The sequence below is a fragment of the Qipengyuania marisflavi genome, assembly GCF_005884405.1.
Lineage (GTDB): Bacteria > Pseudomonadota > Alphaproteobacteria > Sphingomonadales > Sphingomonadaceae > Qipengyuania > Qipengyuania marisflavi.
Genome location: NZ_VCAO01000004.1, coordinates 1 through 19,764 on the forward strand (window position 1 = coordinate 1; position 19,764 = coordinate 19,764).

Here is a 19,764-nt window from a genome sequence, read left to right on the forward strand (position 1 = left end):
AAAATCTCCCTCTCCTCCTTGAGGATCCGGTTCTCCAGGCGCAGACGTTCATTCTCACGGGCCAGATCCGCCTGCGGCGCGGCTACCAGATCAGTGGGCCGATATTGCGCGACCCACTTGCCCAGCGTCGACAATCCCACCCCTAAATCTGACGCAACACGCCGACGCGACAGCCCGCTGGCCAGCGCAATCCGCACCGCTTCCCGCTTGAACTCTTCTGTATGCTTCATCATCTCGTCGGCCTCCTTGATAGAGTGTTAAACTCTCAAGTGACCGGCACAAAACCGTTACAAGTCCAACCGGCGCTGGCGGGCGGCCAGAACTGCCTGTGGGCTCCCGCCATCTGGGACCACCCCATTCTTGCAGACGAGCTGTACACCGCCGCGCGTACATTGGGTGCGGGTAGCGGGGGCGATGCCGTTGTGACAGGCGATGCGTTTACCGACACTGCGCTGCTGGGCATGGACAATCTCGATCAGTATCGGATCCTGCATTTTGCGACCCACGGACTGGTAACCGCACCGCAACCTGAATGTCCGCCGCGCCCGGCGCTGTTGACCTCGTTTGGTGCAGACGGTTCGGACGGACTGTTGTCCTTTGGCGAGATTTTCGACCTGAACCTCGACGCTGACCTTGTCATCCTGTCCGCTTGCGACACGGCCGGGGCCGCCACCATCGGGGCCACGCGAGAAGCGGGCGTTTCATCGGGTGGCGGTTTCGCGCTGGACGGTCTGGTGCGTGCATTCTTGAGGGCTGGCGGACGTTCCGTGGTGGCCAGCCACTGGCCGGTGCCGGATGATTACGATGCCACAAACCGGCTGATTGATGGGTTTTTCAAGGCATCTGCAGGCACCTCGATCGCGGCGGCGCTGCAGGGATCGCAACAATCGCTGATGGATCAGGCGGAAACCTCGCACCCGTTCTATTGGGCGGCTTTCGCAATCATCGGCGACGGCGGCGCACCGCTGCGCCGCTGAGTCTGAAGGGACATTCAAGCGGCAAACTTGCCAGCAGGTCCCGATTGCTTCAAACCTAAAGCATTGGGAGAGAAGCCATGAAGATCGCCTGTCTGGGCGGCGGCCCGGCGGGGCTCTATTTCGCGATTTCGATGAAATTGCGCGATCCCTCGCACTTGGTCGAAGTGTTTGAGCGCAACCGCGCCGATGACACCTTCGGTTGGGGCGTGGTGTTCTCTGACCAGACGGTCGAAAACCTTTTGGCGAACGATCCGGTCAGCGGCGCGGTGATCGGCGATGCGTTTGCGCATTGGGATGATATCGACGTCCACATTCGCGGCGAAACAATCCGCTCTGGCGGGCATGGCTTCATCGGTATTGGCCGCAAGCTGTTGCTGCAAATCCTTCAGAACCGCGCGCGCGAATTGGGCGTGATGCTGCATTTCGAGCATGAGGCTTCACCCGACCTTGATGCTTGGCAAGGTTACGATCTGGTCATCGCCGCCGACGGCGCCAACAGCCGGATACGCAGCAAATATCAGGAGCATTTCGGCGCCGATATCGAGATGCGCCGCAACCGTTTCTTCTGGTTCGGGACCAACAAGGCATTTGAAGCCTTCACCTTTGCCTTCGAGCAGCTGCCTGAAGGCTGGGTCTGGGCACATGCTTATCGCTTCGATGACGATTTTTCGACCTTCATCGTCGAAATGGAGCCGGAGACCTGGGCCGCGCTTGGCTTTGACCTGATGGACCAAGACGCGGCGATTGCGCGCTGCGAGGAGATTTTTGCCGACCAGCTGGACGGCCATCCATTGCTGTCCAATGCGCGGCATTTGCCGGGGCCGCAGGCGTGGCTGCAATTCCCACGCATCATTTGCGAGAACTGGCATTATCGCAATCTGATCCTGCTGGGCGATGCGGCGCATACCGCGCATTTCTCGATCGGATCAGGCACCAAGCTAGCGCTGGAAGATGCGATCAAGCTGGCCGAAGTGCTCAACCGCCCCGGCCTGCCGCTCGCCGATGCGCTGCACGAATATCGCGAGGAGCGGCATGTCGAAGTGCTCAAGCTGCAAAACAGCGCGCGCAATTCGACCGAATGGTTCGAGACGCTGGACCGCTATCTGCATTTCGACCCGATCCAGTTCGCCTATTCGCTGCTGACCCGGTCACAGCGGGTCAGTCATGAGAATTTGCGGCTGCGCGATCCGGCATTCGTCGCCGAGGTGGAGCAGTGGTTTCATTCGCGCGCGCAGGGTCACTCTGCTGCGCCAGCGCCGCCGATGTTTGCGCCTTTTGCCTTGCGCAAGATGCGGCTGGCGAACCGCATGGTGGTCAGCCCGATGGCGATGTATTCGGCGCATGACGGTGCAATCGGTGACTTCCACCGCGTGCATTACGGCGCGCGGGCGCTGGGCGGGGCGGGGCTGGTCTATACCGAAATGACCTGCGTTTCGGCTGACGGGCGGATCACGCCGGGCTGTGCGGGGATGTATGCGCCAGAGCATGTGGCAGGATGGCGGACGGTCACTGATTTCGTCCATGCCCATAGCAATGCGAAGATCTGCCTCCAGCTTGGGCATTCAGGGCCGAAGGGTTCGACCAAGGTCGGCTGGGAAGGTTATGACATCCCGCTGGACGAAGGGAACTGGCCGCTGCTTGCCGCCAGCGATGTGCCCTGGAGCGCCGCCAACCAGCCGCCACGCGCGATGACACGAGCGGATATGGACGCCATCACGCAGCAGTTCGTCGCCGCGACGTTAATGGCGGTGAAGGCGGGTTTCGACATGGTCGAGCTGCACGCGGCGCATGGCTATCTGCTGTCCAGCTTTATCACCCCGCTGCACAACAAGCGGACCGACGATTATGGTGGGAGCTTAGAGAACCGGCTGCGCTTCCCGCTCGAGGTGTTTGCCGCAATGCGCGCGGCATGGCCCGCCGAACGCCCGATGTCAGTGCGGATTTCCGCTAATGACTGGATGGGCGATCTGGGCGTGACGCCGCAGGAAGCTGTCGAAATTGCGCGGGCCTTTGCCGAGGCCGGAACCGATCTGATCGACGTGTCCGCTGGACAGACCTGGGCCGATTGCCAGCCGATCTATGGCCGGATGTTCCAGACCCCCTTTGCCGACCGCATTCGCAATGAAGCGCGGCTGACGACGATGGCGGTGGGCAATATCTTTGAGCCCGATCACGCCAATTCGATATTGGCTGCGGGACGTGCCGATCTGGTCGCGCTGGCGCGCCCGCATCTGGCGGATGCCGCATGGACGCTGCGCGCGGCGGCGGCGCAGGGCTATACAGGTGACGGCGCCACGATCCCGCGCCCCTATACGGCAGGGCATGAACAGCTGGAGCGCACGCTCGCCCGCGCTGCGCAGGATGCGCTGCAACCATGAGCGGGCTGGCTGGACAGCATGGGGTGATAACCGGCGGCGGCACCGGGATCGGTGCGGCCATCGCGCGCGCATTGGCGGGCGAGGGCGCGAAAGTCAGCCTGTTTGGGCGGCGGGTCGAACCGCTCAAGGCCATCGCAGAAGAACTGGGGACAGCTGCTTTCTTCACGACCTGCGATGTGACCGATCCGCAGCGGGTCGCAGGCGCAATGCAGGCCGCGCGCGACCGGCATGGGCATGTTGGCATTCTGATCAACAATGCGGGTGTTGCCGCCAGCGCGCCCTTTGCCCGGATCACGGATGAGGCGTGGCGTAGCGCGATGGCGGTCAATCTGGACGGCGTATTCCATTGCTGCCGCGCGGTGATCGAACCGATGCTGGCCAAGCAGAACGGACGGATCGTCACGGTTGCTTCGACTGCCGGACTGCACGGCTTTGCCTACACCGCACCCTATGTCGCGGCGAAACATGGCGCGGTCGGTCTGATGCGCGCTCTGGCGGCGGAATATGCGGGCAAGGGCATCACTGCCAACGCCGTCTGCCCCGGCTTTACCGACACGGAAATCGTGGCCGAAGCAGTGCGAAATATCGTCGCCAAGACCGGACGCGCCGCCGATGAGGTGCGCGCCGAACTGGCACAGATGAACCCGTCCGGGCGCTTGATTACGCCGCAGGAAGTTGCCGATCTGGTGCTGGAATTGGTGCTATCGACGCGCACCGGCGAAGCGGCGGAGCTGTCATGACCGGCGCGCGCACATATGACGAGGGCAATGTGCGGCTGTGGCTCAGGCTGCTGGGCACGACGCGGGTGATTGAAAAACGTCTTCAGCGCGGCATGGCCGACAAACACTCTACCACCTTGCCCCGCTTCGATGTGCTGGCCGCGCTCGACCGTGCGGGCGAACCGCTGGCGATGGGGGCGCTCAGCCGGGCGCTGCTGGTATCCAACGGCAATGTCACCGGCATTGTCAGAACGCTGGAGCGCGATGGCCACGTCACGCTTGAACCGCGCGCCAGTGATCGGCGGGTATCGATGGTATCGCTGACCGCACAGGGTGCCGCCCATTTTGCCGATCTGGCCGCCGCGCATCACGGCTGGGTGGACACAATGCTGTCCGGTTTGGCCCCCGAGACCCGAGCAAGCCTCACTGCCGATCTTGGCGAACTCAAAGCCGTACTTTCCGAAAGGCCTTCCGCATGACCGCACGCTTGAACCCGCAGACCTACGCGCCGCAGCATTTCCTGTGGGAGTTTGCCGGCGGGGTAGGGACAGTCACGCTGAACCGGCCCGAACGCAAAAACCCGCTGACCTTTGCAAGCTATGCCGAGCTGCGCGACCTGTTTCGCGAGCTGACTTATGCGCGAGAGGTCAAGGTTATCGTCATCGCGGGCGCGGGCGGCAATTTCAGCTCGGGCGGCGATGTTTTCGAGATTATCGGCCCGCTCACGGAAATGGCGATTCCCGAATTGCTGGCTTTCACCCGCATGACCGGCGATCTGGTCAAGGCGATGCGCGCCTGTCCGCAGCCGATTGTCGCCGCGCTCGACGGCATCTGTGTGGGAGCCGGTGCGATCATGGCGATGGCGAGCGATCTGCGGCTGGCCACCCCGCGCACCAAGACCGCGTTTCTGTTTACCCGCGTCGGGTTGGCGGGTTGTGACATGGGCGCCTGCGCGATCCTGCCGCGCATCATTGGGCAGGGCCGCGCGTCAGAACTGCTTTATACCGGCCGCGTGATGAGCGCAGAGGAGGGCGAGCGATGGGGATTTCACAATCGGCTGGTCGATGGCGAAGTGGTGGCCGAGGCCGCGCAGCTCGCCGCCGATCTGGCCGCCGGACCGACATTTGCGCACGGGATCACCAAGACGCAGCTATCCGCCGAATGGAATGTCGGGATTGAAACCGCCATCGAAATGGAGGCTCAGGCGCAGGCGATCTGCATGGCAACCAAGGATTTTCGCCGCGCGTTCGAGGCTTTTGCCGATAAGCGCACCCCGGTGTTCGAGGGCGATTGAGCGGTGGCGGGCGTAATCTCCCGGCTACCCGTGCGGTTCGCTGACTGCGACCCGGCTGGCATCGCTTATTACCCCGCGCTGTTCGCGCTGTGCGATGCCGCTATCGAAGAGTGGACCGGCGTAGTGATCGGCGTGTCGCGGCAAGTCATGCATCAGGATATGGCGCTCGCGCTGCCGACTGTCACCATGCAGGCCGATTTCGCCAAAGTGGTGGCTTGGGGGGACCAGCTCGACATTGCGATCACGACGCGGCGGGTTGGCTCCAGCTCGGTCGATCTGATTGCGGCGGCGCTCTGCAATGGGGAGCAGCGGTTCACCGTCAGCTATACCCAAGTGCTGATGCGCATGGCCGGGCAAGTATCGCAACCCTGGCCACAGGATTGGCGCGAGCGGCTTGAACACTCTGTTCAGGAGAATGCCCAATGAGCGCACATACTACACTGCTGCCACCCGGCTGGCCGCGCCCCAAAGGCTATGCCAACGGCATTGCGGCTACCGGCACACTGGTGTTCACTGCGGGAGTTGTCGGCTGGGATGTGCAGGAGAAATTTGCGGCCGACACGGTGGCGGGACAATTCCGGCAAGTGCTGGAAAACACGCTCGCCATCCTGGCCGAGGCAGGTGCCGGGCCGGAGCATATCGTGCGTATGACGTGGTATGTCACCGACCGGGACGCCTATGTCGCATCGCTGGCGCAGATCGGCGCGCATTACCGCGAACTGGTGGGCAAGAATTACCCGGCGATGGCGGTGGTCGAGGTGTCCCGGCTGGTCGAACCGGCGGCGCTGATTGAAATCGAAACCACAGCCGTTGTGCCGCTATGAGCGCCGCCTACGACAGCTTCGTGCGTGACGGCCTGCCCCCTGCGGAGCAACAGCCTGACTTCAGCTTTGACCTGCCGGAATTGCAATATCCCGCCCACTTCAACGCGGCGGCAGAATTGCTTGCAGGCGGCGCGCCCGGTGACCTCGCAGTGATCAATGCCGCTGGGCGCTGGACCTATGGCGACATGGACGATCTGTCCGCCCGCATCGCTCGGGTGCTGGTGGAAGACGAGGGCTTGATACCCGGCAATCGGGTGCTGCTGGCAGGTCGCAATGGCGCGATGCTGTTTGCTGCGTGGCTTGGCATTCTCAAGGCGGGCGGAGTGGTCACCGCAATCATGCCGATCCTGCGCGGCGGCGAAATCGCCAAGGTGGTGGGCAAGGCGGAAATCACCCATGCGATTGTCGATGCGCCCTGCCGCGAAGCTTACGGTGAGGCTGCCGAACAATGCGACAGCCTGCGCTCGGCGCTGTTCTTCGATGGCGATAGCGGATCCGATGCGCTGTCCGACCGGATCGCCGCCACCGCGCCCGGTTTTGCACCGGTCGCAACACAGCGTGACGATCCCGCGCTGATTGCCTTCACCTCTGGCACTACGGGCGATCCGAAGGGCTGCGTCCAGTTCCACCGCGATATTCTTGCCAGTGCCGATAGTTTTGCGCGGCACGTCATCCGGCCCCGCACCGGCGCGCGCTGGGCGTGTAGCGCTCCGCTGGCTTTTACCTTCGGGCTGGGGATGCAATTCGTCTTTCCGTTCCGCTTCGGCGGCTGCGCGGTCACACCCTCGCGGCCCGGCCCGGAGGGGCTGGCCGAAGCAATCGGCAGCTTTGCCGTCGATATCTGCGCCACGGCGCCCACCGCCTATCGCGCCATGCTCGCCATGCCCGAAGAGGAGCGCGATTTCGCTTCACTGACAACCTGCATTTCGGCGGGTGAGCACTTGCCCGAAGCCATCTGGCGCGCTTGGCATGAAGCAACCGGCGTGAAGATTATCGATGGTATCGGCGCGACCGAGATGATGCACATCTTCATCTCGGCCAGCGGCGATGATATTCGCCCCGGCGCCACGGGGCTTGCCGTTCCGGGATACCGCGCAACCGTGCTCGATCTGGCGGGTCAGCCAATGGATGAGGGCACCGGGCGGCTCGCCGTCAAAGGCCCGACCGGCTGCCGCTATCTCGCCGACCCGCGTCAGGCCGACTATGTTCAGGACGGGTGGAATGTTACCGGCGATACCTACCGCCGCGATGCCGAGGGCTACTTCTGGTTCGTCGCCCGCTCCGACGATATGATCATATCGTCCGGCTACAACATTGCAGCGCCAGAGGTGGAGCAGGCGCTCTATGCGCATCCTGCGGTTGCCGAATGTGCGGTGATCGGCGTGCCATGCAAGGAGCGCGGGCAGTTAGTGAAGGCGTTTGTCGTCGCCGCATCAGGATGCGCACCGGGCGAAGCGCTGGCGGCGGAATTGCAGGATCATGTGAAAGCCGCGATTGCGCCGTATAAATATCCGCGCGCGGTCGAATTCGTAAGCGCACTGCCCAAAACCGCGACCGGCAAATTGCAGCGCTTCGCTTTGCGCAAGGGCTGACCCGTGCCTCACCGCGCCTTCCGCCCGGCCACCAGCGCATCGCCATCATGCAGGAACCGGCGCGGTCCCTTTGGGGCGCCGCCGATGTAGTTCTCGACATCATAGAGATAGACGCAATTGTCATCGGCGGTCAGATTGCCATTGGCATCATAGCAAAACGCCAAGCCCGCGACATCGGTACACTGGTTCAGCCCATTGGCGGTGTAGGTGCGGGTGATGTTGGTATGACCGTCTCTGGCGCTCGGAGAATTAGGTATTGTGTCCCCGGAATTTGGTGTCCCCGGAATTTGTGAAGGCGTTAATTGCCGAATGAAGACCATCGCCGCTCACGGATACTTCACCAAACCGACCTCCGGGGCCAAGATCGCCTCTGGTGCATCGTCCTCCGCTTTTAGAAAAATCGACGATGGCGTTTGCTCCGCCAGACAAGAATGAGAAGGCAAATTTCGGGATGTATCCCTTTTGCATACGGAATTGCAGGAGGCGTGAAACACTCCTAGACCGTCACTCTCGAATCAGGAGGGATTATGCCAACCGGCGACGATATTGCTGATTTACTTGGTGGAGGCGGGGAGAGTGCCGAGGCGAAAGATGCGTCGGTAAGGGGCAACGGTCCCGAACAGCCCAGAAACGCAAGCCAGTTAGATATCGTACAAGTGAACGATCCAAAGGATGCACCCACTGTTTTTTCGGATGGCCTGCTGTTCGCTACGTTGGTCAACGGAGGTGTGCGCTTGCAATTCGCGGAGTACGTTCCACACGCGACCAACGGGCCAAATCCAGGACTTAAAACCCGCGTGGTAGCCAACGTAGTGATGCCACTGGAAGGATACCGAGGGATGATGGACTATCTAAGTTCCGTCAACGGCCCGTATATCTTCGGCGAAGAGGCTGCGGATGCAGAATAAGCCGCTGGCGACCGCAAACCAGAATTGGGGTCACGCAACACTGGTTAACACGGACGGCAATCCGTTCCGACCCAACATACCTCCTCAACCGCCATCCAACACTGGCGGTGGGGGCGGCTCCGGTGGAGAGCCGAACATGAGCACTCGGTTAGACCGGCTCGAACAACATCGGACATGGCTTTGGACTGTAAGCGGAATTGCTTTCGCCGCAATTGCGAGCAGTTTCCTGTTCCTTCTCACGCAAATTGACAGCCGATTTGATCGCGTTGATGAGCCGTTAGTAACGGTTCGAGAGACAGTTGCGGCCCAATCTGTTAAAATGGAAAATGTGGAAAGTAGTCTAGATCGAATTGAGGCTAAACTCGATGAGCCAAACTGATTTGAAAACAGCGATAGCGAACGGTGATTTAAAACAGTTTATAGTCGAGCGCGAGGGCAAAACCGGCGAAGAAGCCGCCTTTGACGCTACGCTGCGCTCAATGGCCGGAAAGTCGAAACCAGCTCCGAAAACATCGTCTCGGGACGATTGCGACGATTGAAGCGATACTCGAATTGCTTGGCGTAGAGGTCAAGATATTTCGGGCTGACACTGGTGTGCGTGCCGTTGATTGAGCATTTCAGGTGCCGCCAGAAATTCTCGATTGAGTTGACCGAAACCGTCCCTGTATTCAGGGGACACAATACGTAATTGTGGACCTCGTACAGCAGCCTCAGCGGATCGTACCGCAGCCGCGCTTTGACCTCACCGGCATATTGCAACGCTTCGCTTTGTGCCATGGCTGAACCGCGCCTCACTTAACTTCACCGCGCCTTCCGCCCGGCCACCAGCGCCTCGACCACCGCTGGATCGGCCAGTGTCGAAATGTCTCCCAGCGATGCAAACTCGTTTTCGGCGATCTTGCGCAGAATCCGCCGCATGATCTTGCCGCTGCGCGTTTTGGGCAGCGCCGGGGTGAAATGCAGTTCGTCTGGCGTGGCGATCGGGCCGATTTCCTTGCGCACCCATTGGCGCAGTTCTGCGGTCAGCGCGTCGCCGGCTTCTTCACCCGCATTCAGCGTGACGTAGCAATAGATGCCCTGACCCTTGATGTCGTGCGGGAAGCCAACCACCGCGGCCTCGGACACCTTGGGATGCAGCACCAGCGCGCTTTCCACCTCGGCAGTGCCCATGCGGTGGCCGGAGACATTGATCACATCGTCCACCCGCCCGGTGATCCAGTAATAGCCATCATCATCGCGGCGGCAGCCGTCGCCGGTGAAATACTTTCCGGGATAGGTGCTGAAATAGGTCTGCACGAAGCGGTCGTGATCGCCGTACAGCGTGCGGGCCTGTCCGGGCCAGCTGCGCGTGATGCACAGATTGCCCTCGGCCTCGCCCTCCAGCACCGCGCCTTCGCCATCGACCAGCTGCGGGCAGATGCCAAAGAATGGCTTGCCCGCGCTGCCCGGCTTCATGTCATGCGCGCCGGGCAGGGTGGTGATCATCACACCGCCGGTTTCGGTCTGCCACCAGGTGTCGACGATGGGGATCGCGCCCTTGCCCACGGTGTCATGATACCAGCGCCAGGCCTCGGGATTGATCGGCTCGCCCACACTGCCCAGCAGGCGCAGACTGGACAGGTCATGTCTGGTGACATGATCATTGCCTTCACGCATCAGGGCGCGGATTGCCGTGGGTGCGGTGTAGAAAATGTTCACCTGGTGTTTGTCGATCACCTGCCAGAACCGGTCGTGATCGGGCCAGTTCGGCACGCCTTCGAACATCAGGGCCGTCGCCCCGTTCAGCAGCGGGCCGTAAACGATATAGCTGTGCCCGGTGACCCAGCCGATATCGGCAGTGCACCAGAACACCTCATTCTCGCGGTAATCGAAGACAAACCGGAAAGTGGTCTCGGTCCACACGGCATAGCCGCCGGTGGTGTGGAGCACGCCCTTGGGCTTGCCCGTTGAACCCGAGGTGTACAGGATGAACAGCGGGTCTTCGGCCGCCATCGGCTCGCACGGGCAATCATCCGGCACGTCTTGCGACAGCTCGTGGAACCAGTGATCACGGCCTTCGACCATGGTGACCGGACAGCCAGTGTTCCGGAACACCAGAACACCCCTGTTCGGCACCTTATCAAGCGCTTCATCGACATTCTTTTTCAGCGCAATCGGCTTGCCGCCGCGCCGCCCCTCATCTGCGGTGATGACCCAATCGCTGCGGCAATCCACGATCCGGCCGGCAATCGCTTCTGGCGAGAACCCGCCGAATATCACCGAATGCACCGCCCCGATCCGCGCGCAGGCCAGCATCGCCATCGCGCCTTCCGGAACCATCGGCATGTAGATCGTCACCCGGTCTCCCTTGGAAACGCCCATCTTTTTCAATGTGTTGGCCATCGTGATGACGTCGCGCTGCAATTTGGCATAGGATATTTTGCGAACCGTGCCATCGGGATCGTCAGGCTCGAAAATCAGAGCAGTGCGCGCCCCGTTCCCGGCAGCGACATGGCGGTCGACCGCATTGTGGCAAATGTTCAGCGTGCCGCCGGTGAACCAGCTGATGGCGACCGGATCAAAGCTCCAGTCCGCCACCTTGGTCGGTTCTGCCACCCAGTCGATCCGCTGCGCCTGCTCCGCCCAGAAACTGTCGCTGTCATCCAGGCTGCGCGCATACATTCCATCGTAATCGGACGCAGTGCAGACCGTCCCGCTACGCGCCGCAGCAGGCAGTTCCACCCGCTCGCCTGAATGCTTGCTATCGCTCATACTATTCCCTCGCCGCTGGATATGCGGGGCGATCATAGCTGCCAGAGCCCCGCGCTGAAAGGCGGTTTGACCGGGCGGCTATGCAAGTGTCATCCGTATTGCCGATGTTCGTGTTATGTTCTAATTCGAAGCCATGGACCAGACCCGGCGATTCGGTAGCGATGATCATAGCGACGCGAAGCGGCTTTATCTCGACTTCGACAGCTTCTTTGCGACTGCGGAGCAGCATTTTAATCCCGATTTGCGCGGTAAGCCTGTGGGGGTGGTGCCGCTGGATTCGCCGCATACCGGCTGCATTGCGATCAGCCGGGAGGCCAAGGCACTTGGCCTGAAGACCAATATCTCGATTGCCGAGGCGCGGCAGGCTGTGCCCGGGATGATCTTCGTGGTGGCGCGGCCCGACGCCTATGTGCGGCTGCATCACCGAATTCTGGCGGTGATCGGGACGTGCCTGCCTGTCGCCAAGGTCAGGTCGATTGACGAATTGGTATGCCATCTCCTTGCCTTCGAAACCGAGCAACCAGCTGCCTTGGCTCAGAAAGTCAAAGATGCTCTGGCCAAGCATTTCAGCGCTGTCCTGACCTGCTCCATCGGAATCGCGAGCACCGAGCTGCTGGCAAAAATCGGGGCCGAAATGAACAAGCCCGATGGGTTCGTGCTTTTGCGCGGGTCCGAACTTCCCGGTAGGCTGAATCACCTCGCGCTCAGGAAAATTCCGGGCATCTCGACCGGGATCGAGGCTCGGTTGCATGCGGCTGGTATCTTCGACTTTTCAGCCTTGTGGTCGCTTGGCCCCAAACACCTGCGCGCGCTGTGGGGCAATATCGAAGGCGAGCGGTTCTGGAACAGTCTGCATGGCGAACCTGTCGAACGCCCGCCGACTGTAAAGCGGATGTTCGGGCACAGCCGGATGCTGCCGCAGGATTGGCGCACGCCCGAAAAGGTCCACCAATGCGCTCGTCAATTGTTGCTGAGCGCCAGCAGGCGGCTGCGCCGTGCCAATCTCAAAGCATCCAAGATGACAATCGGCCTGCGTGGAGGGCGGGATTCCTCCATGCGCAGGAGAAACAAAATGACCAGACACTGGAATTGCGAAATCGCATTTCCGCCTGCCCGCGATGACATCACATTGCTTAAAACGTTGGCGGAAGCCATGCGTGATTGCGATCAGGAGCTGCGTTCGAGGCCGGAATTGGTGAGCATCACCCTGCATGGGCTGGTGCCGGAAGAGGAAATCCAGCGCGATCTTTTCAGTGACGCTGGATCAGGCTCATCACAGGACAAGGCGAAATGGGAAAGGCTCAGCGACACGCTGGACCGGCTGCGAACGACGCATGGGCCCGCTGCCATCAGCCTGGGGCCGAAAATGGATATGCCGGGCGGATATGTGGGAGCCAAAATTGCCTTTGGCCGGATTCCCGAATTGGCGGATTTTAGCGAGGCGCAGACGGAGGACGGAGCGACGCATTTTTGTTCGCTATAGCGCCGCTCCGGCGATCCAGCCGCGGCCCAGCCAGCCGCCCAGCAATCCGCCCGCCATTGCGATCCCAGCTTCCTCGCCGTGCTGTTCGATCAGCATGGCGCACAATTCGCCGTAGCTGGTGCCAGCCAGCATCGCGGTCAGTGCCTGGCCTTCTGCGGCGCTGACGATCTGGAACATGGGCCTCTCCTCTTCGCGCCATACCGCGCAGGCGCTGGGGGCGGCAAGCCGCAGATCATCGGGGGGAAGGGGCTCGGAAGGATCGGAGTTCCAGATTCTCGGGAGGTCGAACGCCGTGCCTACAACCACCATTCCTGACGCAAACCGCAGGGTGAGATCGGCCCAGTCAGCCTCGGCAAAATCAGCGGTGGCAGCACCGAAGCCCGCTGCATCCAGCGGCGCGGCATCCTCGGCCACGAAGGCGGTCTGCATCGCCCATTCGAGCCAGGCCAGCTCGGCCACCTCTGGGTCCTGTGCGAACAGTTCGGCGCAGGTCGCGTCGAAGCCTTCGCCCAGCAAATCGAGCGTCCAACTGCTGGGCGGATGGGCGATCACATGATGGCTGGCCGCGGCGCGAAAGGCCTCATCACCCACCCATGCCGCAGTGCGCGCAAAACTTTCACGCAGGGCATCGACCAGCGTGGCGCGGTAAGCGTTGCGGTAGATGGCGAAGCCCTTGCGCCGCCGGTCGTCCCAGCTGTCCGGCAGCGCGATTTCATCATCGTGAATGGCACCAAGAAATTCGCTTTGCAGCACAGCCAAAGTCATGCGGCCACCGCATTGTGCGACAGCGTCAGCGCACGGGCTTGATCCAGCTCGCCAAGCAGCTCGGCAAGCGGCGGGATATTGCCGTCCCGTTCGATCATGGTCGCGACCGGGCCAAGCGTGGCCACTGCCTGAGCGTAGAGACGCCAGACCGCATCGGGCACTGGCTGGTCATGCGTGTCGATGGCAATCTCGCCCGGCGTATTGCCCGCCAGATGGATCTGCCGCACCCGGTCGGCGGGGATTCCGGCAAGGTAATCCTGCGCTGAGAACCCGTGATTGTGCGCACTGACGACGATATTGTTCACATCCAGCAGCAAATAGCACCCAGTGCGGCGGCTGATTTCGGCGAGGAATTCCCATTCCGCCATCTCGTCTTCGGGAAAGGTGAGATAGCTTGACGGGTTTTCGATCAACATCGCGCGGCCCAGCGTGTCCTGCGCGTGGTCGATATTGGCGCACACCACCGCCAGCGCCTCTTCGGTCAGCGGCAGCGGCAACAGATCGTGGCTGTTGTGCGCGCTGGTCCGGGTCCAGCACAGATGGTCGGACATCCACAGCGGCTCGATCCGGTCGGCCAGCTTTTTCAACCGCGCCAGATAGACGGGGTCGAGACCATCGGCAGAGCCGACCGACATGCTCACCCCGTGCAGGATGACCGGAAAATCGGCGCGCAATTCTTCAAGAATGCGCAGCGGTTTGCCGCCCGCGACCATATAGTTTTCGGAAATCACTTCGAGGAGATCGACCGGCACGCCGCCCGCCAGAAAGTCAGGATAATGCGGCTTGCGCAGGCCCAGGCCGAAGCCGCCAAAGGGGGAAATCGTGCTCATGCGCCAGCGCCTCGTGCCTCAGGGGAAGGGGTGGCGGCCCGGCCTCCGGGGGGAGGGGTCGTGCCGGGCCACCGTGGCTCTATCGGATGTGGATCATGGGAGGCCGCGCGCCGGAGGGGTCGAAGCGCCCGGCCACCCGCCGGTCAGCCGATATCGCCAATTGTGCCGTCCTTGGTCAGGCAATCACCGGCCTTCATCGCCTTGAAGCCGTGACCGGCGCATTCATTCTGGCCCTTGCATTCGTTCTTGGTGGTGGCGCAGTCGGCGGTCCCCTTGCACGTGTTGACACCGTAACAATGCACGGTGTCCCCACTGTTCAGCGCAGCGCCGCGGCTGCCCTCGGGTGCTTCGGCGGCAAAGGCCATGCCAGATGACAGTGCGAAAGCGGCGGCAGCAGCGGCGGCTGCGGTGGTGCGGTGAAACATTGGGTAATCTCCTGAAACCTGAAAAATCGCGAATGTCCCGCATGGACACTGGACAGTTCGGAGGGAGGGGCGTGCCGGTTACAGCAAGAAAAGTTATTTCTGGCCGTAACCAGCGCGTGTTCCGGCGCGAACCCTGTGACAGCTCCGGCATCGGCCAGGGCACTGTGTTCACCCCTGATTTCGAGGAACCCCTGAGATGACATCCACAATTACCCGCGTCGCCGGTATCGCCCTGACCGCCAGCATTGCCGCCGGGCTGGCCGCTGCCGCCCCCGCAGCCGCGCAGAAGGCGCAGACCGAGAAATGTTATGGTATTGCCAAGGCGGGCAAGAACGATTGCGCCGCCGGTCCCGGCACCAGCTGCGCGGGAACCAGCACCAAGGATTATCAGGGCAATGCCTGGAAGCTGGTCAAGAAAGGCACCTGCGTGACGACCAAGACGCCCAAGGGCAACGGTTCGCTCACCGCGATCAAGCGCTGATCGGCGGGGCTGGAGCCATGACGATGCAACCCGCGCTTTCGCTCTACGCCCGTGTGGTCACATTGATCTCGGGCCGCTGGACTGAAAGCGCGGCCTTGCTGCTTGCCCGCATTGCGCTGGCCGGGATCTTCTGGCGCTCTGGCCGCACCAAGGTGACCGAGGGCAGCTGGCTGGAAATCAGCGACATCACATATGTGCTGTTCGACAGCGAATATGCCGGGGTGCCGCTGCCGCCGGAAATCGCTGCGCCAATGGCGACCTATGCCGAACATCTGTTTCCGATCCTGCTGGTGGTTGGTCTGGCGACCCGGTTTTCCGCGTTGTCGCTACTGCTGATGACGCTGGTCATCCAGATTTTCGTCTATCCAGAGGCGTGGTGGAGCGTACATATCGTCTGGGCCGCCTTGGCCGGGTTGTTAATTGTGCGCGGCGGCGGGCTGTTCTCGCTCGATGCCTTGATGGGCAGAAAGGTGCAGGGGTGAAATCCGAAGAGGCCACTCTGGCGCGGATGATGCGCGCTGCGCAGACGGGTGACAAACGCGCCTATGCGGTGCTGTTGTCGGAGTCTTCAGCGTGGCTGGCCCGTTACTACCGCCGCCGGGTGCCCGCGCCGCAGATCGATGATCTGGTGCAGGAAGTGCTGATGGCGGTTCATGCCAAGCGCGCGAGCTATGATCCCGCAAGGCCGTTCCTGCCGTGGCTGGCCGCAATTGCCCGCTATCGCTGGGTCGATCACCTGCGCAAGGTTTACCGCGCCGACGAAACCGAGCTGTTCGACGACAGCGCGGTGCAGGATAGCGAGGAAGACGTGGTGATTGCCCGCGTCAGCCTGGAACGGATGTTCGGCGCCTTGTCCGACAATCAGGCCACCGCCATCGAACTGGTCAAGATCGAAGGCCATTCGGTGCGCGATGCAGCCCACAAAAGCGGCCAGAGCGAAAGCGCTATCAAGGTCAATATTCATCGCGGACTGAAAAAGCTGTCCGCGCTTATCGAGAAGGCAGAATAATATGAGCCGGGTCAATCAAACCCTGATCGACAGCATGGTCGACGATATGCAGCCGGTCGCACCGCTGCGCGCCAATTATGGTTGGGCGCTGGTCGCTGCTGCTGCCGCCATCGGCGCGCTGGGCGTGTGGTTGACTGCGGGCCTGTGGCGCGGCGGTTATCGCGGCGATGCCGAGGCGATTTTCTATGCCGCCAACGGGATGCTGCTGGTGCTGGGCGCAGCCGCGTCGGCCAGTGCTGTGGTGATGGCATCGCCCGGCGTCGGCACGCGGCACGACGGCCCGCGCTGGGGCATGGCGATGCTGGCGGTATTGCCGCTGGCTGCAGTGGTCAGCGCTTTGGCAAAGGGCAGCACGGGCGCGATCCTGAACGATCCTTACGGTTTGGAATGCATGGCCCACGCGCTGGTAGCTTCATCCGCCACCGCCATCGCGCTGACGCTGTGGCTGCGCCGCGGCGCGCCGGTCAATCCGCGCAACGCCGGAATGCTGGCCGGGGTTGCGGCAGGGGCGCTGGGCAGTGCTGCCTATGGCTTGTCCTGCCCAATCGATACGCTGGAACATCTGGCGATCTGGCACACGCTGCCGGTGCTGATCGGCGGCGTGGTGGGCCGCTATGCCATCGCGCGAGTGCTCTCGTGGTGATGGGCGGATAGGTCTGCGCGCGGCAGGTTGTGCGATATACAAACCGGGTGTGCTGGCGTAACGCACGTGCATGACCGAAACTGATCAAGCATTGCACGCTGCCACAGCCCAGATCAAGGCTGTTCGCAGCGACAAATCACTCCGCCCCACTATTGCCGGGTTCTTTGACGAGGCGACCAATACCGTCACCTATGTTGTTCACGATGCAGCTTCACGTGAGGCGGCGATAATCGACTCTGTGCTCGATTATGATGCGGCATCCGGGCGCACGGGTCATGCCTCGGCGGACCGGATCGTCGAATATGTCGGCGACAGCGCGCTGTCGGTGAAATGGATCATCGAGACCCACGCCCACGCCGATCACCTGTCCGCTGCGCCCTATCTGCAAGAACGGCTGGGCGGCAAGCTGGGGATCGGGCGCGAGATCACCCGGGTGCAGGACGAATTCGGGAAAGTCTTCAATGCGGGGACCGATTTCCAGCGTGATGGCTCGCAATTTGACCGCCTGTTCGATGATGGCGATACTCTGGAGCTTGGCGCAATCCGCGGGACGGTGCTGCATGTGCCGGGCCATACGCCTGCCGACATGGCGTTTGTCTTCGGCGACGCTTCCTTTGTCGGCGATACGATTTTCATGCCCGATTACGGCACCGCGCGCGCCGATTTTCCCGGCGGGGATGCGGCGCAACTATTCCGATCTATCCGCCGTCTGCTCTCGCTCCCCGGCGATACTCGGGTGTTCCTGTGTCATGATTACAAGGCACCGGGGCGCGACGAATTTGCGTGGGAGACCACGGTCGAATTGCAACGGACCGGCAATGTCCATGTCCGCGACGGCGTGACCGAGGAGGAATTTGTCGCCATGCGTACCGATCGCGACAGCAAGCTGGGAATGCCGAAGCTGATCCTGCCATCAATTCAGGTGAATATCCGCGGCGGGCATCTGCCCGAGCCGGAGGGTAATGGCGTCAGCTACATCAAGATCCCGGTGAACGCGCTGTGATGCTGCCCGGATATCCCGATGCCGCCCCGCTGGCCGGTCTGGCGGGCGGCGCCCTGATCGGTCTGGCCGCTGCGGTGATGCTGCTGGGCGCGGGGCGCATTGCCGGTGTTTCCGGCGTGCTGGCGCGCGCGGTGGGGCTTGCCGATGGCAGCATGACGCGGCCCGCGGCCTGGGCATTCGTGCTCGGCCTGCCGCTTGGCGCGCTGATCGTGATGCTGCTGCGCGGCGGTTTGGAGGCGCAGTTTGCCGGACCTGTCCCGCTGGTCATCGCCGGGTTGATTGTTGGCGTAGGGACCCGCATCGGCAGCGGCTGCACCAGCGGCCACGGCGTGTGCGGGGTCAGCCGCCTGTCGCAGCGCTCGATTGTCGCCACCGTAACCTTCATGGCCGCCGGGATTGCCACCGTCACCGCTATGAATGCGCTGGGCTGGGAGATATTGCCATGATCCGCGCGACTGGAGTGCCGCTGGCATCGGGCACGCTGTTTGGCGGCGGGCTGGCGCTGGGCGGGATGACCGACCCGGCACGGGTGCGCGGTTTCCTCGATCTGTTTGGCGCGTGGGATCCCACGCTGGCCTTTGTGATGGGCGGCGCGGTGCTGGTCATGGCGCTGGCCTGGCAGGTGCAGCGGCGGATGCAGGTGCCGCTGTTCGCCGAAGGTTTCTCGCTTCCCGAACGCAGTGATTTGTCGCCAGCCTTGATCAGCGGCGCGGCGCTGTTCGGCGTCGGATGGGGAATTGCGGGCCTGTGCCCCGGTCCGGGTCTTGCTGCACTGGTGATCGAGCCTGCTTCGGCGGCGATCTTTGTCATCGCTATGCTGGCCGGAATGGGCATTGCGCGGCTGATCGGCAAGTGATCGACCTTGCCTATGTAATCGCCAGCCTACTGTCGGGCGCCTTGGTCGGCTTTACGCTGGGCCTGGTCGGCGGCGGCGGTTCAATTCTGGCCGTGCCGCTGATGGTCTATGTGGTTGGCGTCGCCAGCCCGCATATCGCCATTGGCACCAGCGCATTGGCGGTGGCGGTCAATGCCGCGACCGGACTGTTGCAGCACGCACGCAAGGGTACTGTGAAGTGGCGCTGCGGGCTGGTCTTTGCCGCCGCAGGGATGCTGGGCGCGTTGGGCGGATCGACGCTGGGTAAGAATTTTGACGGCGACAAGCTGTTGTTCCTGTTCGCGCTGGTGATGATCGCGGTCGGCGCGATGATGCTGCGCAAACGCAGCGGCGCGGATGACGGGGCAGTGGTGCTGGGCCGCGATAACGCGCCAAAGCTGCTGGGTTTTGGACTGGGCAGCGGCATATTCTCGGGCTTTTTCGGGATTGGCGGCGGGTTTCTGATCGTGCCGGGCCTGATGGCTGCGACGCGGATGCCGATGATCAATGCCGTTGGCACCAGTCTGGTCGCTGTGACTGCATTCGGCCTGACCACTGCGGCCAATTATGCAGTGTCGGGACTGGTCGACTGGGTGCTGGCAGGGTTGTTTATTGCTGGCGGAGTGCTGGGCGGTTTCGGCGGGGCAGCGCTGGCCCGCCGCCTGTCGGGGACTGGAGCGCTGACGCGGGTTTTTGCCGGTCTGATCTTTGTCGTGGCCGCCTATATGCTGTGGCAGAGCGCCGCCGCTGTGGGCATCGGCTGACACAAGCGGGCTTGCGCGCCGCGCCGCGCCGCTTACTCTGTGCG

The 19,764-nt window shown here is 62.4% G+C and carries 26 protein-coding genes; 19 read left to right on the forward strand and 7 right to left on the reverse strand.

The window, feature by feature from the left end; all coding sequences use genetic code 11:
• Nucleotides 1-233, reverse strand: a 233-nt coding sequence (locus FEV51_RS09315) for a transposase (protein WP_222927442.1), incomplete at its 3' end; no start/stop codon positions are given.
• 36 nt (nucleotides 234-269) lie between these two features.
• On the opposite strand from FEV51_RS09315, the gene FEV51_RS09320 reads away from it, so the two are divergent.
• From FEV51_RS09320 to FEV51_RS09355, 8 genes are all read left to right on the forward strand, one after another.
• A complete protein-coding gene (locus FEV51_RS09320; protein ID WP_425466615.1) occupies nucleotides 270-977 on the forward strand; it encodes a CHAT domain-containing protein in 708 nt (235 codons plus the stop codon).
• Nucleotides 978-1,054: 77 nt separating this feature from the next.
• A complete protein-coding gene (locus tag FEV51_RS09325) occupies nucleotides 1,055-3,355 on the forward strand; it encodes a bifunctional salicylyl-CoA 5-hydroxylase/oxidoreductase (RefSeq protein ID WP_138618257.1) in 2,301 nt (766 codons plus the stop codon).
• Nucleotides 3,352-4,095: an SDR family NAD(P)-dependent oxidoreductase gene (locus FEV51_RS09330; protein ID WP_138618259.1), complete on the forward strand. Its 744-nt coding sequence runs from the start codon at nucleotides 3,352-3,354 to the stop codon at nucleotides 4,093-4,095. Before FEV51_RS09325 ends, FEV51_RS09330 begins: the two co-directional genes overlap by 4 nt.
• Nucleotides 4,092-4,553, forward strand: a complete 462-nt coding sequence (locus FEV51_RS09335) for a MarR family winged helix-turn-helix transcriptional regulator (RefSeq protein ID WP_138618261.1) — start codon at nucleotides 4,092-4,094, stop codon at nucleotides 4,551-4,553. Before FEV51_RS09330 ends, FEV51_RS09335 begins: the two co-directional genes overlap by 4 nt.
• On the forward strand, nucleotides 4,550-5,368 hold the full coding sequence (locus FEV51_RS09340; protein ID WP_138618263.1) for an enoyl-CoA hydratase family protein: 819 nt from the start codon (nucleotides 4,550-4,552) through the stop codon (nucleotides 5,366-5,368). The genes FEV51_RS09335 and FEV51_RS09340 overlap by 4 nt, the downstream gene beginning before the upstream one ends.
• Nucleotides 5,369-5,398: 30 nt before the next feature.
• Nucleotides 5,399-5,794: an acyl-CoA thioesterase gene (locus tag FEV51_RS09345; protein WP_171033085.1), complete on the forward strand. Its 396-nt coding sequence runs from the start codon at nucleotides 5,399-5,401 to the stop codon at nucleotides 5,792-5,794.
• Nucleotides 5,791-6,192, forward strand: a complete 402-nt coding sequence (locus FEV51_RS09350) for a RidA family protein (protein ID WP_138618266.1) — start codon at nucleotides 5,791-5,793, stop codon at nucleotides 6,190-6,192. Before FEV51_RS09345 ends, FEV51_RS09350 begins: the two co-directional genes overlap by 4 nt.
• The gene (locus FEV51_RS09355; RefSeq protein WP_138618268.1) at nucleotides 6,189-7,784 is read left to right on the forward strand and encodes an AMP-binding protein; all 1,596 of its coding nucleotides are present in this window, start codon (nucleotides 6,189-6,191) and stop codon (nucleotides 7,782-7,784) included. Before FEV51_RS09350 ends, FEV51_RS09355 begins: the two co-directional genes overlap by 4 nt.
• Nucleotides 7,785-7,792: 8 nt before the next feature.
• Here the strand turns inward: FEV51_RS09355 and FEV51_RS13145 are convergent, their stop codons facing one another.
• Nucleotides 7,793-7,948, reverse strand: coding sequence for a hypothetical protein (locus tag FEV51_RS13145; protein ID WP_171033086.1), 156 nt, complete (start codon nucleotides 7,946-7,948; stop codon nucleotides 7,793-7,795).
• 145 nt (nucleotides 7,949-8,093) lie between these two features.
• Here FEV51_RS13145 and FEV51_RS13420 point away from each other — a divergent pair, with 145 nt between their 5' ends.
• A complete protein-coding gene (locus FEV51_RS13420; protein WP_281281621.1) occupies nucleotides 8,094-8,219 on the forward strand; it encodes a hypothetical protein in 126 nt (41 codons plus the stop codon).
• A gap of 92 nt (nucleotides 8,220-8,311) precedes the next feature.
• Nucleotides 8,312-8,692, forward strand: a complete 381-nt coding sequence (locus tag FEV51_RS09360; protein ID WP_138618270.1) for a hypothetical protein — start codon at nucleotides 8,312-8,314, stop codon at nucleotides 8,690-8,692.
• Nucleotides 8,693-9,157: 465 nt separating this feature from the next.
• On the opposite strand, the gene FEV51_RS09365 is transcribed toward FEV51_RS09360, so the two are convergent.
• Both FEV51_RS09365 and acs read right to left on the reverse strand, forming a co-directional pair.
• Nucleotides 9,158-9,469 carry a transposase gene (locus FEV51_RS09365; RefSeq protein ID WP_138618272.1) on the reverse strand — a complete coding sequence of 104 codons (312 nt, stop codon included), beginning with the start codon at nucleotides 9,467-9,469 and terminating at the stop codon, nucleotides 9,158-9,160.
• Between the two features lie 24 nt (nucleotides 9,470-9,493).
• Nucleotides 9,494-11,443, reverse strand: a complete 1,950-nt coding sequence (gene acs / locus FEV51_RS09370; RefSeq protein WP_138618274.1) for an acetate--CoA ligase — start codon at nucleotides 11,441-11,443, stop codon at nucleotides 9,494-9,496.
• Between the two features lie 133 nt (nucleotides 11,444-11,576).
• Here acs and FEV51_RS09375 point away from each other — a divergent pair, with 133 nt between their 5' ends.
• Complete coding sequence (locus FEV51_RS09375; protein ID WP_138618277.1) at nucleotides 11,577-12,926, forward strand: Y-family DNA polymerase; 1,350 nt, start codon at nucleotides 11,577-11,579, stop codon at nucleotides 12,924-12,926.
• On the opposite strand, the gene FEV51_RS09380 is transcribed toward FEV51_RS09375, so the two are convergent.
• The 3 genes from FEV51_RS09380 to bufA2 form a co-directional block, all read right to left on the reverse strand.
• Nucleotides 12,921-13,691 (reverse strand): HvfC/BufC N-terminal domain-containing protein, encoded by a 771-nt coding sequence (locus FEV51_RS09380; RefSeq protein WP_138618279.1) that lies wholly within the window; start codon nucleotides 13,689-13,691, stop codon nucleotides 12,921-12,923. The two genes, FEV51_RS09375 and FEV51_RS09380, sit on opposite strands and share 6 nt — an antisense overlap.
• The gene (bufB, locus tag FEV51_RS09385) at nucleotides 13,688-14,521 is read right to left on the reverse strand and encodes an MNIO family bufferin maturase (protein WP_138618281.1); all 834 of its coding nucleotides are present in this window, start codon (nucleotides 14,519-14,521) and stop codon (nucleotides 13,688-13,690) included. The genes FEV51_RS09380 and bufB overlap by 4 nt, the downstream gene beginning before the upstream one ends.
• 143 nt (nucleotides 14,522-14,664) lie before the next feature.
• Nucleotides 14,665-14,946 (reverse strand): BufA2 family periplasmic bufferin-type metallophore, encoded by a 282-nt coding sequence (gene bufA2, locus FEV51_RS09390; protein WP_138618283.1) that lies wholly within the window; start codon nucleotides 14,944-14,946, stop codon nucleotides 14,665-14,667.
• 196 nt (nucleotides 14,947-15,142) lie between these two features.
• Here bufA2 and FEV51_RS09395 point away from each other — a divergent pair, with 196 nt between their 5' ends.
• From FEV51_RS09395 to FEV51_RS09430, 8 genes are all read left to right on the forward strand, one after another.
• The gene (locus FEV51_RS09395; protein WP_138618285.1) at nucleotides 15,143-15,427 is read left to right on the forward strand and encodes a BufA1 family periplasmic bufferin-type metallophore; all 285 of its coding nucleotides are present in this window, start codon (nucleotides 15,143-15,145) and stop codon (nucleotides 15,425-15,427) included.
• 23 nt (nucleotides 15,428-15,450) lie between these two features.
• Entirely contained in the window at nucleotides 15,451-15,909 is a 459-nt protein-coding gene (locus FEV51_RS09400) for a DoxX family protein (protein WP_138618501.1), read from the forward strand.
• Complete coding sequence (locus tag FEV51_RS09405) at nucleotides 15,906-16,436, forward strand: sigma-70 family RNA polymerase sigma factor (RefSeq protein WP_138618287.1); 531 nt, start codon at nucleotides 15,906-15,908, stop codon at nucleotides 16,434-16,436. Before FEV51_RS09400 ends, FEV51_RS09405 begins: the two co-directional genes overlap by 4 nt.
• Before the next feature lies 1 nt (nucleotide 16,437).
• On the forward strand, nucleotides 16,438-17,079 hold the full coding sequence (locus tag FEV51_RS09410) for an NrsF family protein (RefSeq protein WP_138618289.1): 642 nt from the start codon (nucleotides 16,438-16,440) through the stop codon (nucleotides 17,077-17,079).
• 70 nt (nucleotides 17,080-17,149) lie between these two features.
• Nucleotides 17,150-18,082 carry an MBL fold metallo-hydrolase gene (locus FEV51_RS09415; protein ID WP_138618291.1) on the forward strand — a complete coding sequence of 311 codons (933 nt, stop codon included), beginning with the start codon at nucleotides 17,150-17,152 and terminating at the stop codon, nucleotides 18,080-18,082.
• On the forward strand, nucleotides 18,082-18,528 hold the full coding sequence (locus FEV51_RS09420) for a YeeE/YedE family protein (RefSeq protein WP_138618503.1): 447 nt from the start codon (nucleotides 18,082-18,084) through the stop codon (nucleotides 18,526-18,528). The genes FEV51_RS09415 and FEV51_RS09420 overlap by 1 nt, the downstream gene beginning before the upstream one ends.
• Nucleotides 18,525-18,938, forward strand: coding sequence for a DUF6691 family protein (locus FEV51_RS09425; protein WP_138618293.1), 414 nt, complete (start codon nucleotides 18,525-18,527; stop codon nucleotides 18,936-18,938). The genes FEV51_RS09420 and FEV51_RS09425 overlap by 4 nt, the downstream gene beginning before the upstream one ends.
• Entirely contained in the window at nucleotides 18,935-19,720 is a 786-nt protein-coding gene (locus tag FEV51_RS09430; RefSeq protein ID WP_138618295.1) for a sulfite exporter TauE/SafE family protein, read from the forward strand. Before FEV51_RS09425 ends, FEV51_RS09430 begins: the two co-directional genes overlap by 4 nt.
• The last annotated feature ends 44 nt before the right edge of the window (nucleotides 19,721-19,764 follow it).